Source organism: Pandoraea pneumonica, from assembly GCF_049918595.1.
GTDB lineage: Bacteria > Pseudomonadota > Gammaproteobacteria > Burkholderiales > Burkholderiaceae > Pandoraea > Pandoraea pneumonica_A.
The window spans coordinates 447618-462665 of sequence record NZ_JBNCRZ010000002.1; the positions used below are offsets into that span (position 1 = coordinate 447618).

Consider the following 15048-nt stretch of genomic DNA (forward strand, 5'->3'; position numbering starts at 1 on the left):
AATCGATGACACAAGCACAATCGAAAACGCCGCAAGTGCTGGCCATGGGCGAAGCCATGGTCGAGTTCAACCAGTCGCCCGACGACGCCCGTCAGTACCTTCAGGGCTTCGGCGGCGATACGTCCAACTTCGCCATCGCCGCGCGCCGTCAGGGTGTGCGCACCGGCTTTGTGAGCGCGGTTGGCGACGACCTGTTCGGCCGCATGCTGCTGGACCTGTGGCGCGATGAAGACGTCGACACGTCGACCGTGCGCATCGACAAGCAGGCGCCGACCGGCGTGTATTTCGTATCGCACGACGAGAACGGCCACCACTTCGATTATTTGCGCGCCGGTTCGGCAGCCAGCCGCTACCACGCGCAGGATCTGCCGCGCGAAGCGTTGGCCGGTGCCAAGTTTCTGCATCTGTCGGGCATCAGCCTGGCGATCAGCGTGAACGCTTGCGACGCCGCTTTCGACGCCATGTCGAAGATTCGCGCCGCAGGTGGTCAGGTGTCTTTCGACACCAACTTGCGTCTCAAGCTGTGGCCGCTGGCCCGCGCTCGCGCGACCATGCGTGAAGCGTTCAGCCTCACGGACGTTTGCCTGCCGAGCTGGGACGACGTCACGGCGGTGACCGGTCTGGAAGATCGCGACGCCATTCTCGACGAACTTCTCTCCCACGGTGTGAAGGTCGTGGCACTCAAACTGGGCCGCGAAGGTTGCTACGTCGCTACGCCAACTGAGCGCCGCATCGTTGCGCCGTACCCGGTGCAAGCGCTCGACGCGACCGGGGCGGGCGACTGCTTCGGCGGCGCTTTCGTGGCGCGTCTGGCATTGGGTGACGATCCGTTCACGGCGGCGCGCTACGCCAACATTTGCGCGGCGCTCTCGACCACCGGCTACGGTGCCGTAGCTCCGGTCCCGCGTGCCGAGCAAGTGCTGGCCCTGATGGGCAACTGACGTTTCCCTCCAATGCGCCTGCCATCGCGGTAACCCCTGCCCGCTGTATACTCGTTCGCAAACGTCAAACCTATATCCACCCGGAGAAGAGACATGCAACGAGAAGTGGTGATTGTGAGTGGTGTGCGTACGGCCATCGGTGATTTCGGTGGCAGTCTGAAGGATTTCGCGCCGACGCAGCTCGGCGCGATTGTTGCCCGCGAAGCCATGGCACGCGCGAGCGTGAGCGGTGAAGACGTCGGTCACGTCGTTTTCGGCAACGTCATCCATACCGAACCCAAAGACATGTATCTGGCGCGCGTGGCCTCCATCGAGGCCGGCGTGAGCCAGCACGCGCCGGCCATGACCGTGAACCGCCTGTGTGGCTCCGGTTTGCAGGCCGTGATCTCGGCCGCGCAGTCGATTCTGCTGGGCGACACCGATGTCGCCATGGCCGGTGGCGCCGAGAGCATGAGCCGCGCGCCGTACGTGATGCCGGGCGCTCGCTGGGGCACCCGCATGGGCGAATCGCGCTTGGTCGACATGATGCTCGGTGCGCTGCACGATCCGTTTGCCAACATCCACATGGGCGTGACGGCAGAGAACATCGCGAAGAAGTGGGATATCACGCGCGAAGATCAGGACCGCCTCGCCGTGGAATCACACCAACGCGCTGCACGTGCGATGGCCGCGGGCTACTTCAACGATCAGATCGTGCCGATCACGATCAAGTCGAAGAAGGGCGACATTGCGTTCACCACCGACGAGCATGTGCGTGCCGAAGTCACGATGGAAGACATGGCGAAGCTGCGTCCTGTGTTCCAGAAAGACGGCACCGTGACCGCTGGCAATGCCTCGGGCCTGAACGATGCCGCCGCTGCGCTCATCCTGATGGAACGTGCCGAAGCCGAGCGTCGCGGTGCGAAGCCGCTGGCGCGTCTGGTGAGCTACGCGCACGCCGGTGTCGATCCGAACTACATGGGGATTGGCCCCGTGCCGGCCTCGCGTAAGGCGCTGGAGCGTGCGGGTCTGAAGGTGAGCGACATCGACGTGGTGGAAGCCAACGAAGCGTTTGCAGCGCAGGCCTGCGCCGTCACGCGCGATCTCGGTTTCGATCCGGCCAAGGTCAACCCGAATGGGTCCGGCATCTCGCTGGGCCACCCGATCGGTGCGACGGGTGCGCTGATTACCGTGAAGGCCTTGCATGAATTGCAGCGCGTCGGCGGCCGTTATGCGCTGGTGACGATGTGTATTGGCGGCGGTCAGGGCATTGCCGCCGTGTTCGAGCGCGTGTAAGTTACACCCCGGGGGCCGGCGGTGTTGCCGGCCCGTGAGATCCGGAGCTGTGATGACGCAAGACAACCGCAAGCCCGCTGGGGCGCTCGATAAGCCGGACGCCAACGGCTGGCACTGGCAAACCAACATTCTCCACGCCGACACGCAGTTACCCGCTGGCTTCGCCGCGATGCCCGTGCCGGTCGCCCGCGCGTCGACGGTGATCTTCCCCGACCTCGCTGCAATGCGCTCGCTCGACTGGAAGAACGACAGTCAGTGGCGCTACGGTCTGCATGCCACGCCTACCTCGATGGAACTGATGCGCCGCCTCGCAGCGCTCGAAGGCGGTAAGCACTGCTTGCTGTTCCCGTCGGGTTTGGGCGCCATCTCCAATGTCTATTTCGGCCTGATCCAGACCGGCGACGACGTTCTGATTCCCGACAACGCCTACAGTCCCAACCGTGAGCATGGCGACTGGTTGCAAGCGTCGTTCGGCATTACCGTGCGCTATTACGATCCGCTGATCGGTGAGGGCATTGGCGATCTGATTCAATCGAACACCAAACTAATTTGGCTCGAAGCCCCGGGTTCGGTGACGATGGAAGTGCCTGATATCCCGGCCATCGCCCGCGTAGCGCGTGAGCGCGGCGTACTCACCGCCATCGACAACACCTATTCCGCAGGTATCGCGTTCCGCCCGTTCGATCACGGTGTGGATATTTCCGTGCAGGCGTTGACCAAATACCAGTCGGGCGGCAGCGACGTGCTGATGGGCTCGGTCGTGACGGTCGACGACGAAGTGCACCACCGCCTGAAGCAAGCCCGCATGCGCATGGGCGTCGGTGTTTCGGTGGACGATTGCAGTCTGTTGCTGCGCAGCTTGCCGAATATGCAACTGCGCTTCGAAGCCCATGATCGTGCGGCGATGACGCTGGCAACTTGGCTCAAGACGCGTCCGGAAATTGCCGCCGTGCTGCATCCGGCGTTCGAAGATTGCCCGGGTTATCAGAACTTCCGCCGCGACTTCACGGGCGCAGGCGGTTTGTTCTCGGTGGTGTTCGACGAGCGCTACTCGCAGGCACAGATCGATGCGTTCATCGAAGCGCTGCGTCTGTTCAAGATTGGTTTCAGTTGGGGCGGTGCGCACAGTTTGGTGGTGCCGTACCGTGTGCCGTCGATGCGCACGGCAATGCCGTGGCCGCACAAGGGCGCGCTCGTGCGCTTCTATGTGGGTCTGGAAGACGTGCGCGATCTGCAAGCCGATATCGAGACGAGCTTGAGTGGGCATTTGACCGCGTAACTTGGCCACGTAAGCTGACCGTCTGCTGTAATAAAAAACACCCCAACCGATTGGATGGCTATCCAGCGGTTGGGGTGTTTTTTTGCAGGAGAGACGCTAATCGTCGGCGCGTCGTCGTGTTTTCAAACTGCGCCGTGTGTCGATTGGCTGGCGAATCAATCCCCGCGAAACAGCGACAGCAGCCCGTCCAGCCCAACATGATTGAACGCGACCGATGCGCGCTCGCGCACCACCGGCTTCGCGCGAAACGCGACCGACAGCCCGGCAATCGCCATCATTTGCAGGTCGTTCGAGCCGTCGCCCATGACGATGGCCTGCGACGGCGTCGCACCGAACTGCGCTGCCACTTCCGCGACGGTACGTGCTTTCACTTCAGCGTTGACGATCTCGCCGATCACGCGCCCGGTCAGCTTGCCGTCCACGATTTCCAGCGTATTGGCGCGCGTGACGTCCAAATTCAGCCGCGCTTTGAGGCGATCGGTGAAGAACGTGAAACCGCCCGACACCAGCAGCGTCTTGATGCCCAACGCTTGCACACCGCGCAACATGTTCTCTGCACCCGGCGACAGTTGCAGGCGTTCCTCATAGACCTTTTCGAGCGCGCTTGCGTCGAGTCCTTTGAGCAAGGCGACGCGGCGCGTCAGGCTTTCGTTGAAATCTTTGATCTCGCCGCGCATGGCGGCTTCGGTGATGGCCGAGACTTCCGCCTTCAGGCCGCAGTAATCGGCGATCTCGTCGATGCACTCGATCGTGATGAGCGTCGAGTCCATGTCCATGGCCACGAGCTTGAAATCTGCGAGGCGACGTTGGCTGTCCACCAGCACGGCATCGACGCCATGTGCCTGTGCGAACGCCGCCATGGCGGTGCGAAGTGCCGGGGTGTCGGTGACGTCGGCGATGCGTGCCACGCCCGGGGCGAAGGTCACTTTGGCGCTGGGTACCAGCGCGCGAATGGCGTCGGCAGTGGCGGCTTGGAGCTGGGTGGCACCCAGAATGACGAGATCGTTGGCCATCTTGAAAGGGAGAGTCCGGCAAAGGTGCGGCAAATACGCCGGTGGCGTCGCGTTTTACGACGCATACCCCGGGCGCGACCGACATTCTACCGGGACACGGCCCCTGACGCGATTTACCAGCTAGCTGAGTGCCGCTGGGTGCGAGGGCCGACGTGTACGGCTGGGCGGCACGGCATCGAACTTGTGCCATACCCGGCGCATGTGACGCGCCGAGCCGAAGCCAGCGCGCTCGGCGATCCGCTCAAGGTCGAGTTGGCTGTTGCCCAACATCTCTCGCACCAGCGCGATGCGCAAGCGGTGCAGATAGTCGATAGGGGCGGTGCCGGAATGCTCGCGAAAGAGCCGCGTGATCTGGCGCTCGCTAGTGCTGGCAATGTCGGCCATAGCGGCGAGCGTCCAGTCGCGTGCGGGGTCGGCGGCGATGGCGTCTTGCACGCGATGCAACGCCGGGTGCAAATGATTGCGGCCTTCAAGCCATGGCGAGAGCTGCGGGTCGGCCCCGGCGCGGCGGGAATACACCACCATCAACCGGGCGACAGCCGCCGCACACAAGGGGCTGGTGACCTCGGCAATCAACGTGAGCATCAGGTCGAGACCGGTGGTCACGCCAGCGCTGCTCCACACATTGCCGTCTTGAACGTAGAGCCGGTTGTCTGCCACGCGCGCACCCGGTGCGAGCGTGCGCAGTTCGTCGCAACTGCCGTGGTGTGTCGTGCACACGCGCCCGTCGAGCAACCCGGCACGGGCAGCGAGCAGCGCGCCGGTGCAGATGCACACCAGCCGGTGCGTCGGGCGGACGGTTCGCCGCAGCCACGCCACTGCCAGTGTTTCGGGGTCATCCCCCGACGCCCGACTCGGCGCACCTTGTTGCGCCTCTCGCGCCATCTGAGCCACCTGCGCTGACTGCTCCGACTGTGCCGCCGTTGTGCCGTTTCCGGGCACGGTCGCGAGCGGCAGCGGCTTTTCTACCGTACCGGTCACCACCAGCCATGCATCGTTGGGGACTGCATCCGGCAACACCGTCAACGGCGAGAGTTGCAAGCCAATCGATGTGGCGACCGACGGCTGAGTGCCCACGTAATGCAACGTGAAGTGCACCGCATCCTGCTGCAAATTCGCCATGCGCAGCGCTTCCGCAGGCGCGGCCACATCAAGTAGCAGCGCGTCGGGCATCACCAGCAGGTAGACGGGTTGGATTCGCGGCATCACGTAAGCACCCCGGCGATGGCCGGGGCGAAGAAGTCAGCGGACAAATTCGGACAATTTCGGATGAGCCTCGACGTTACACCGCCGCCAGCGCTTCCTCAACCGTCACGATGCGGGCGAAGCGGTCGACCAGCACCGTTTCGGTCCGCTCCTTGAGGTCGGCGACCGACAATTCGCGGCCCGTACGCGGGTGCTTCATCGGGAACGTGAGCGTGGCTTCGGTGACGAAATCGACTTCGTAGCCGGCGTCGGAGGCCGCACGGGTCGTCGTCTCGCAGCACTGCTCGGTGCGAATGCCGGAGACGATCAGGCGTGTGATGCCGTTTTCGACCAGCCATGCGCCGAGCGTGGAGCCAGCCAGCGCGCTGTGCTTGACCTTATCGACCGTGAAAACCGGCTCGATGCGCAGTTCTTCGAGCGTGCGGACAAAGCCGGAGGCACGCGAGAATACGCCCGAGTCGATATGGAAGACCTGCACCACAGGCACACCGCGTGCCACGGCACCGTCCACCAGCGCTTGCTGACGCGAGAAGTACGTCGCCAGATCGTCTTCGCGCCAGTACGGACGCTGACGGAACGATTCCTGGGCGTCGATGACGATCAGGGCAGTGCGGGACGTTTGATTTTGCGACATGACTGACTCCATGGGGTCGGGTGACGATGGAGTCATCTTACGGACGTCGGCGAGAGGGCAATAGACCCAGTGCGGACGGGAAGCGGACGTATTCGGACAACCTGTTTGTCACGCGGCAGGGTCCGACGCCCTTGTCCCCGAGTCCCGAAACCCTAGGGCGGTTATGCCCTAGGTCCCGAAACGCTAGATAGCCGCCCGCACGCCGATGGCCGAGCCTTGCGCGCGGCGATACAGCGCGGCGGCGAGCGCCACGTCCTGCGCGCCCATGCCGAGCGATTTGAACAGCGTGACGTCCTCAGCGCTAGTCCGTCCTGCGTGCTTCCCGATCACCAGTTCGCCGAGTTCGGCGAGCAGGTCTTCCGGACCGATACGGCCTTCGGCGGCCGCCGCCAGATAGTCGCCCGATTCGTTGATGGTCGACTCGCGACGGTCGACGAACAGTTGCGCGCGTGCCATCAGCTCGGCATCGGCTTCGCGCTGGCGCGGCGTGCTGCTGCCGACCAGATTGACGTGCGTGCCAGGTGCCAGCCAGCCCGAATGCAGTACTGGCTCGCTGGCATTGGTGACCGTCACGACGATATCGGCATCACGAACCGCAGCTTCGACGCTGTCGGCAGCTTCCAGCGTGAAGCCATAGTTCGGCTGTTCCGCATCGACAAACGCTTGCGCACTCGCACGCGACCGGCTTGCCACGCGAACGTGTGACAGCGGGCGCGCCGCTGCGAGCGCCGCAAGATGCCAGTGCGCCTGATGACCTGCGCCGATCAGCGCGAGGCGCGTGGCATCGTGCCGGGCGAGCAGGCGCGTGGCGAGGCCGGTGACGGCCGCCGTGCGAATGCCGGTGATCTCGGCGGCATTCATGATGGCCAGCAACTCGCCCGTCTCGCCGCTCATCAACACGACGCAGCCTTGATGCGGATCTTTGCCCAACGTGCTGTTGCCCGGAAAGAAGGTGCCGACCTTCGCCCCGTAGACAGGCATGCTGCCGTCGCCCGCAATGAACGCAGGCATCATGCCCAACAGCCCTTTGGCGCCCAGTGCCTCGGGCGGACGGACGATCTGACGCAGGGGCAGGTGAATCTGTTCGCGCGCGAGCGCGCCGAACATGTCCGACATCACGGGAATGGCGTCGGCGACGGGCATCAACGCCGCGACTTGCGCAGCGTCTAGCAACAGCACGGCGGGAGAGGGCGAAGTGGCAGTCATGGGCGATCAGCCGTTCGCTTCGGCGGCAAGCGCCGCTTCGATATGTCGCTGGAACGTGGCCGGATCGGTGTTCGTGCCGCACAACAACACGCCCACGCGTTTGCCCGCGAGCTTCTCGCGCAGCGGCCCCATCAGGGCTGCGGTCGCAGCAGCGCACGCAGGTTCCACAGCTAACTTCAACTGACGGAACAGCGTGAGCATGCCAGCGCGCATCTGGTCGTCGGTCACCGTCACCAGCTCATCGATATTGCGGCGGCACAGCGTGTAGCTGTACAGCTCGGTGTGCGGTGCCATCAGGCTGTCGGCAATGCCTGTCATCGGACCCATCTTGACGGGACCGTTGGTGGCAAAGCTTTGTGCCATGGCGTCGGCACCCGCCGGTTCCACGCCGTAGACCTTCACATGCGGCGCAAACAGCTTGAACGCCGTTGCCACACCTGCGATCAGGCCGCCGCCGCCAATCGGCACGATCACGGCGTCGAGATCGGGCGCTTGTTGCGCCCACTCGTACCCGAGCGTTGCCGTACCCAGCACCGTGCGATAGCCGTTGAACGGATGCACGAAGAAGCGGCCTTCTTCCTGCTCCACGCGCTTCACCACGTCGAACGCTTCGTGCACGTTCTCGGCCAGCACGAGGTCCGCGCCGTATTCGCGGCACAGCGACGAACGCGCCGGGCTTGCCGTCTTGAGCATCACCGTCTTGGCGCTCACGCCCATGGCTTGCGCCGCATACGCGACGGCCACAGCGTGATTGCCTGCGGAAACACACGTCACGCCCGCCTGACGCTGCGCATCGCTGAGCGAGAGCAGGTTCGAGAACGCGCCGCGTGCTTTGAACGTGCCCGACGCTTGCAGCAACTCGTACTTGAAGGTCACTTGCGTGTCGCCGAGCGTGGGGAAGTCGCTGCGCGTGAAGACGGGCGTCGTGCGCACATACGGCTTGAGTTGCTCGTGCAACGCGGCAATGGCGTCCTTGGTCGGCGCGGGCTGACCGTCGATGGTGTCAGCGTGCAGGGCGGTGTTGGTTTGAGTCACTTGGACGTTGTCTCCTGAGGGGGCGGCGGGTTGCCTTGGCTGGCTTAGCGCAGACCGATGCGGCGCACGCGCAGCAACGCGGTAATGCTGATAAGCGCCGCGAAAATCAGATAAAAGCTCGGCGCAAGCTTGTTGCCGGTCGCGCCGATGAGCCACGTGATGATAAACGGTGCGAAACCGCCGAACACGGTGGCCGCGATGTTATAGCCCAGCGAGAGGCCGGTCGTGCGCACTTGCACCGGGAACAGTTCGGTGAGCAAGGCGGGCAGCGCGCCGAAGTACGTCGTCATCAGCAAGCCCAGCACGATCTGGAACACCATCAGCGAGGTGAACGTCGGGTTCGCATCCAGGAAGCGGAACATCGGATAGACGAGCACCAGCAGTGCGACGGCGGCGGCGAGCATCGGCTTGGTGCGGCCATGCGTATCCGACCAGTGGCCGACGATCGGCGCAACGATCAATTGCACAACGCCAGTGAGCAGCACCGCCGAGAAGGCGGCCGACGACGGAATGCCCAATTGCTTGACGGCATACGTCGGCATATAGAGCACGAGATACGTGGCGACGGTGGCCATGACCACGACACCGATGGCCAGCAGCAAGCGTTCTTTCTGGCTGGCGAACGTGTCGCGCAGCGGGCTTTGCGTGGGTTCGACGTCGAGGAATTCGGGCGTCTCATCGAGGCGGCGGCGAATGTAATACGCGACCGGGCCGATCAACAGGCCGAAGAAGAACGGCACGCGCCAGCCCCACGAGGCCATGGCTTCGGGCGACAGGTTGCCCGTGAGCAATGCACCGAAACCGGCAGCGAGCAACGTGGTGAGGCCCTGACTGGCCACCTGCCAGCTCGAGAAGAAGCCGCGACGCTTCGGGGCGTGTTCGGCGAGAAACGCCGTCGCGCTACCGAATTCGCCACCGGCGGAGAAGCCTTGAATCATGCGGGCGAGCACGATGCCGATCGGCGCCAGAATGCCAATCGACGAATACGTCGGCATGATGGCGATGAGCAGCGTGCCCACCATCATCAGCAGAATCGAGAGCGTGAGCGCTGCCTTGCGGCCAGCGCGGTCGGCATACACGCCGATCACAATGGCGCCGAGCGGGCGCATGAAGAACGACACGCCGAATGTGCCCAACGCGATGAGCAGCGACACCGTGTCGTTGCCGGTCGGGAAGAACAGTTTGGCGATGGTCACGGCGAAGAAGCCGTACACCACGAGGTCGAACCATTCGAGGGCGTTGCCGATCGAGGCCGATACGATCACACGCCAGGCGTGCGGGGAAGTCCGGGCGGCCGGGGCCGTCGCGTCGGGGGCTGCTGCGCTCATGTGCGAGATCTCCAGATCCTGTCGTGCGGTATGTATGCCCTAGGGCGACGAGACCCTAGGTGCTTGTTATGGTGCTTGATGACTGTCCTGCGCCCTTGCCGTAGTTGGCTACGAGAGGCGTCTGGTACTGCGTGGCGCGCCTGAGCGGAAGCGCCATGGCAACGGGCCGCATTCCAACGCGGAATGCGGCCCGATGTGACTTCAGTCGATGCGTCTGCCGAAAGGGCTTATGCGCCGACGGTGTTGCTGCGAATCAGCTTTTGCAGGAACGATTCGCACTGGGCGATTTGTTCGAGCGAGACGAATTCGTTCGGCTTGTGGGCCTGTTCGATATTGCCCGGACCGCACACGATCGACGGCACACCTGCCAATTGGAACTGACCGGCTTCGGTGCCATAGGCGACCTTGCGCTTGTCGGTGTCTTTGGTGAGCGCGCGCACGAGTTGCGTGATGGCGTCTTGTTCCGAAGCGTCAAGCGCCGGGGCAGCGGCAATCTTCTTGAACTCGATGCCGGCGTTCGGGTGTTCCTTCTGCATCTTCGGCACCAGCTCTTCGACGGCGTACTGCTGAATGCGCGCGAAGATGCCTTCGGCGTCGACGCCCGGCAGATTGCGGTATTCGAAGACGAATTCGCACAGTGCCGGAATCGTGTTCAGCGCGATACCGCCCGAGATCGTGCCCGTTTGCGCCGTGGTGAACGGCACGTCGAACAGTTCGTCGAACGGGCCGTTTTGCTTGAAGTGATCGGCCAGATCGCGGATGTAGCAAATCAGGCGCGCGGCGTATTCAATGGCGTTCGAGCCCTTCGGCGTGAGCGACGAGTGCGCGGCATGACCACGCACGCAGCACTGATAGGCATTGATGCCCTTGTGCGCCACGATCACGCGCATGCTGGTCGGCTCGCCGACGATGCAGCCGTCCGGGCGGATGCCGCGCTCGCGCAGTTCGGCGAGCATCACCGGTGCGCCCACGCAGCCGATTTCTTCGTCGTACGAGAACGCAAAGTGGAACGGCGTCTTGAGCTTGGCGTCGCGCATTTGCGGCAGCATCGTCATGACCGAGCCGATGAAGCCCTTCATGTCGCAAGTGCCACGGCCATACAGGTTGCCGTCGCGAACTTCCGGCTTGAACGGGTCGGTGTCCCACGGCTGGCCGTCGACCGGCACCACGTCGGTGTGGCCCGACAGGACGATACCGCCTTGCGTGTTGCCGTCGGCAGCGGGCAGCGTCACGAACAAATTGGCTTTGCGTTTCGTGGCGTCATACGACAGCCACGGTTCGACACCGGCGTCCTTCAGGCTGTCGCGCACCGTCTCGATCAGGCCGAGGTTCGATTCGCGGCTCGTCGTGTCGATGCTGACCAGCTTCTTGATCCAGTCGAGCGAGGCGGGCTGGGCGTCGTTCGTGGCTTGCGTCGCTGCGGTCAGGGGGGAAGCGCTTGTCATTCGAATCTCCGTGAATCTTTCAGTCATACGTACCGGGAAATGGTACCCAAAAATAATTTAGAGGTAAAAGATTGCTTACACAACCATTCTTGCTGCGCGGGAATTCACCACAGCATGCGCGCGCCGAGGGGCATGCGCATGCGGGTTTGCCCTTGGTTTTGTCATGAGGCGAGCGCGCGTCAGGCCGCACGAGCGCCCGGTGCGCCGATGGCGCGCAACGTTTCCTTGATCGCACGCACGCGGTCGGTCAGTTGCGGATGCCTCGCCTCGATGCGCAACTTGTCCTGCCCGGCCAGTTTGATGTGGCGATGCTTCTGCACCAGTTCGATGATGCGCATCGGGTCGACGGCAGGTGTCGGCTCGAATTGCAGCGCGATGGCTTCCTCGCTTGCATCGATCTTGGTGATGCCCAGCGGTTTCGCGAGCAAACGCATGCGGTGCGTCTCGATGAGCGCCTGCGCTTGCTGCGGCAGCTTGCCGAAGCGGTCGACCAGTTCCTCTTGAATGGTGTCGATGGCGTCGGCGTTCGTGCCGTTGGCGAGTCGCTTGTACAAGGACAAACGCTCTTGCACGTCGCCGCAATAGTCGCTTGGCAAGATGGCCGGGACGTGGAAGTTGATTTCCGTGGTGACGGCCAGCGGCGCATTCAAGTCTGGCTCGCGGCCTGCCTTGAGTGCGCTGACGGCATCGGCGAGCATGTCGGTGTAGAGCTGGAAACCGATCTCATGAATTTCACCCGACTGCTTGTCGCCGAGGACTTCACCCGCGCCGCGAATTTCCAGATCGTGCATCGCCAAATAGAAGCCAGCGCCCAGTTCTTCCATCTGCTGAATCGCTTCGAGGCGGCGCTGCGCTTGCTTGGTGAGCGACTTCGGATCGTGCACGAGCAGGTAAGCGTAGGCCTGATGGTGCGAGCGGCCGACACGGCCACGCAACTGGTGCAGCTGCGCGAGACCGAATTTGTCGGCGCGATGCATCAGGATCGTGTTGGCGGTCGGCACGTCGATACCGGTTTCGATAATCGTCGTACACAGCAGCACGTTAGCGCGCTGGGTCACGAAGTCGCGCATCACGCGCTCGAGATCGCGCTCGTGCATTTGGCCGTGCGCGACAACGATGCGCGCTTCGGGCACGAGAGCTTCCAGCTCTGCTTTACGGTTCTCGATGGTCTCGACTTCGTTATGCAGGAAGTACACCTGACCGCCGCGCTTGAGTTCACGCAACATGGCTTCACGAATCACGCCGTCTTCTTCACGCCGCACGAAGGTCTTGATGGCAAGACGCTTCTGCGGGGCGGTGGCGATGACCGAGAAGTCGCGCAGGCCTTCGAGTGCCATGCCCAACGTACGCGGAATCGGCGTGGCGGTGAGCGTGAGCACATCGACTTCCGCGCGCAGTGCCTTGAGCGCCTCCTTCTGGCGCACGCCGAAGCGGTGTTCCTCGTCGATGATGACGAGACCCAGGCGTTGGAATTGGATGTCGTTCGAGAGCAGCTTGTGCGTGCCGATCACGATGTCGACTTGGCCCTCGTTGATCGCCTTCACGCTCGCGTTCACTTCCTTCGTGGTCTTGAAGCGCGAGAGTTCGGCGATGCGCACCGGCCAGTCGGCAAAGCGATCGGAGAACGTTTGCGCATGCTGCTCGGCGAGCAGCGTCGTGGGCGCGAGCAGGGCGACTTGTTTGCCGTCCAGCACCGCGATGAACGCCGCGCGCAAAGCCACTTCCGTTTTGCCGAAACCGACGTCGCCGCACACCAGCCGGTCCATCGGTCGGCCGCTCGTCATGTCGCCCATCACGGCAGTGATTGCGGCGGCCTGATCGGGTGTTTCTTCGAAGCCGAAGCTGTCGGCAAACTTCTCGTAGTCTTTCGGCGAAAGCTCGAACGCGTAACCCGAACGTGCGGCGCGGCGCGCGTAGAGGTTGAGCAGTTCGGCGGCAGTGTCGCGAATCTGCTGCGCTGCCTTACGCTTGGCCTTTTCCCACTGGCCTGAACCGAGCGAGTGCAACGGCGCGGTGTCGGGGTCGGCACCGCTGTAGCGCGAGATCAGGTGCAGCTGCGAGACGGGCACATACAACTTGCTCTCGCCCGAATAATCGAGATGCAGAAACTCGGTTTCGCCTTCGCCGAGATCCATGCTGACTAGCCCTTGATAACGGCCAATGCCGTGCTGGCTGTGCACCACCGGGTCGCCGACCTTGAGCTCGGCCAGATCGCGGACCATCGAATCGACGGAGGTCGCCTGTTCCTGACGTCGCTTGCCTGCGCGACGTGCTAGCCCTTCGTACAGTTCGTTCTCGGTGATGAACGCGAGATCTTCCGTCGGCAACAAGAAGCCGGCGGCGAGCGGGGCCACGCCAATGGCGAAGCGCGCGTCGGAGCTCAGGAAGTCGTCGAGCGATTCGACCGAGACTGGCCGCAGATCGTTGTCGTGCAGCAGTTGCAGCAGCGTTTCGCGGCGGCCCGCAGAGTCCGCGAGCAACAGCGCGCGTGCCGGGGTGCGCGCGAGATAGGCGCGCAGGGCGGCCAGCGGGTCGTCGGCACGGCGGTTGACCGCGAGCGGCGGCAGCGACGTGGCCCAACTGCTGTCGCCGGGTTTGGCCAGCGTGAGGCGCGCAAACGGCTTGGCGAGCGTGAAGAAGTCCTGGTCGAGCAGGAACAATTGCTCGGGCGGCAGCACCGGGCGTTCACGGTCGTGCGAGAGGAAGTTGTAGCGTTGGCGCGTGTCGTTCCAGAAGCGCTGGATCGCGCCTTCCAGATCACCGACGAACACGAGTTGCGCATCGGACGGCAAATAGTGGAAGAGGGTGGCCGTCTCGTCAAAAAACAGCGGCAGATAGTATTCGATGCCAGCTGACGGCACGCCGCTGCCCATGTCCTTGTAGATCGTGCTTCGGCTCGGGTCGCCTTCGAACACTTCGCGCCAGCGCCCACGAAACGCCGTGCGTGATGGTTCATCGAACGGGAATTCGCGGCCGGGCAACAGACGCACTTCCGTCACCGGATACAGGCTGCGCTGTGTGTCGGGATCGAACGCGCGGATGCTGTCGACCGTGTCGTCGAATAGGTCGAGACGATAGGGCAGCGGCGAGCCCATCGGGAACAAGTCGATCAGACCACCGCGCACGCAGTACTCGCCCGGACGCATGACCTGCGACACGTGCTCATAACCGGCGAGCGTGAATTGCGACTTCAGTCGCGCTTCGTCGAGCCGTTCGCCTTTGCGGAAGTAGAACGTGTACGCGGCCATAAAGCTGGCCGGGGCCATGCGGTACAGCGCCGTGGTGGCGGGCACGAGCACGATGTCGCAGCGTTTTTCGCCGAGATCGTGCAGCGTGGCCAGACGCTCCGAGATCAAGTCCTGATGGGGCGAGAACGTGTCGTACGGCAGCGTTTCCCAGTCAGGCAGCAGTCGCACGCGCGCTTCGGGCGCATACCACTTGAGTTCCTGCTGGAGCCGCAGGGCGTCGGTGGCTTGCGCGCAGACGACGGCGAGCAGCGGCAGACGGCCTTTGTTCTCTTCGAAGTAACGGGCGATGAGCAGCGCGTCGGACGACGCGTGGGCACCGGCGAAGGCGTAACGCTGTCCCGCTTTCACGAGCGGCACAGGCACGGTAGTACGGGATATGGCGTTAGCGGATGACATAGAAAAGCGTTGCAGAAATGGCAAAGCACGGGGCTCCATGAA

General features: G+C 63.5%; 11 protein-coding genes. 3 read left to right on the forward strand and 8 right to left on the reverse strand.

The features are described from left to right. Nucleotides 1–5: 5 nt before the first annotated feature. The 3 genes from ACPWR9_RS08595 to ACPWR9_RS08605 all read left to right on the forward strand — a co-directional run bounded on the left by ACPWR9_RS08595 (nucleotide 6) and on the right by ACPWR9_RS08605 (nucleotide 3495). Complete coding sequence (locus ACPWR9_RS08595) at nucleotides 6–941, forward strand: sugar kinase (protein ID WP_426297342.1); 936 nt, start codon at nucleotides 6–8, stop codon at nucleotides 939–941. 93 nt (nucleotides 942–1034) lie between these two features. Next, nucleotides 1035–2216, forward strand: a complete 1182-nt coding sequence (gene bktB, locus ACPWR9_RS08600) for a beta-ketothiolase BktB (protein WP_426297341.1) — start codon at nucleotides 1035–1037, stop codon at nucleotides 2214–2216. Between the two features lie 52 nt (nucleotides 2217–2268). Next, on the forward strand, nucleotides 2269–3495 hold the full coding sequence (locus ACPWR9_RS08605; RefSeq protein WP_426297340.1) for a cystathionine beta-lyase: 1227 nt from the start codon (nucleotides 2269–2271) through the stop codon (nucleotides 3493–3495). Nucleotides 3496–3650: 155 nt separating this feature from the next. Here ACPWR9_RS08605 and serB read toward each other — a convergent pair whose 3' ends face one another. From serB to mfd, 8 genes are all read right to left on the reverse strand, one after another. Further along, nucleotides 3651–4508 carry a phosphoserine phosphatase SerB gene (serB, locus tag ACPWR9_RS08610; RefSeq protein WP_426297339.1) on the reverse strand — a complete coding sequence of 286 codons (858 nt, stop codon included), beginning with the start codon at nucleotides 4506–4508 and terminating at the stop codon, nucleotides 3651–3653. Between the two features lie 120 nt (nucleotides 4509–4628). Further along, nucleotides 4629–5714, reverse strand: a complete 1086-nt coding sequence (locus ACPWR9_RS08615) for a GlxA family transcriptional regulator (RefSeq protein ID WP_426297338.1) — start codon at nucleotides 5712–5714, stop codon at nucleotides 4629–4631. A 76-nt stretch (nucleotides 5715–5790) separates the two neighbouring features. Then, a complete protein-coding gene (locus ACPWR9_RS08620; protein WP_426297337.1) occupies nucleotides 5791–6348 on the reverse strand; it encodes a cysteine hydrolase family protein in 558 nt (185 codons plus the stop codon). 183 nt (nucleotides 6349–6531) lie between these two features. Further along, nucleotides 6532–7554 (reverse strand): ornithine cyclodeaminase family protein, encoded by a 1023-nt coding sequence (locus ACPWR9_RS08625; protein WP_426297336.1) that lies wholly within the window; start codon nucleotides 7552–7554, stop codon nucleotides 6532–6534. A 6-nt stretch (nucleotides 7555–7560) separates the two neighbouring features. Further along, the gene (locus tag ACPWR9_RS08630) at nucleotides 7561–8589 is read right to left on the reverse strand and encodes a threonine/serine dehydratase (protein ID WP_426297335.1); all 1029 of its coding nucleotides are present in this window, start codon (nucleotides 8587–8589) and stop codon (nucleotides 7561–7563) included. Between the two features lie 44 nt (nucleotides 8590–8633). Continuing rightward, the gene (locus ACPWR9_RS08635) at nucleotides 8634–9917 is read right to left on the reverse strand and encodes an MFS transporter (protein WP_426297334.1); all 1284 of its coding nucleotides are present in this window, start codon (nucleotides 9915–9917) and stop codon (nucleotides 8634–8636) included. 227 nt (nucleotides 9918–10144) lie between these two features. Further along, nucleotides 10145–11362: an acetylornithine deacetylase gene (gene argE, locus ACPWR9_RS08640; RefSeq protein WP_426297333.1), complete on the reverse strand. Its 1218-nt coding sequence runs from the start codon at nucleotides 11360–11362 to the stop codon at nucleotides 10145–10147. Nucleotides 11363–11541: 179 nt separating this feature from the next. Then, nucleotides 11542–15006, reverse strand: coding sequence for a transcription-repair coupling factor (mfd, locus tag ACPWR9_RS08645; protein ID WP_426297332.1), 3465 nt, complete (start codon nucleotides 15004–15006; stop codon nucleotides 11542–11544). Nucleotides 15007–15048: the final 42 nt, after the last annotated feature.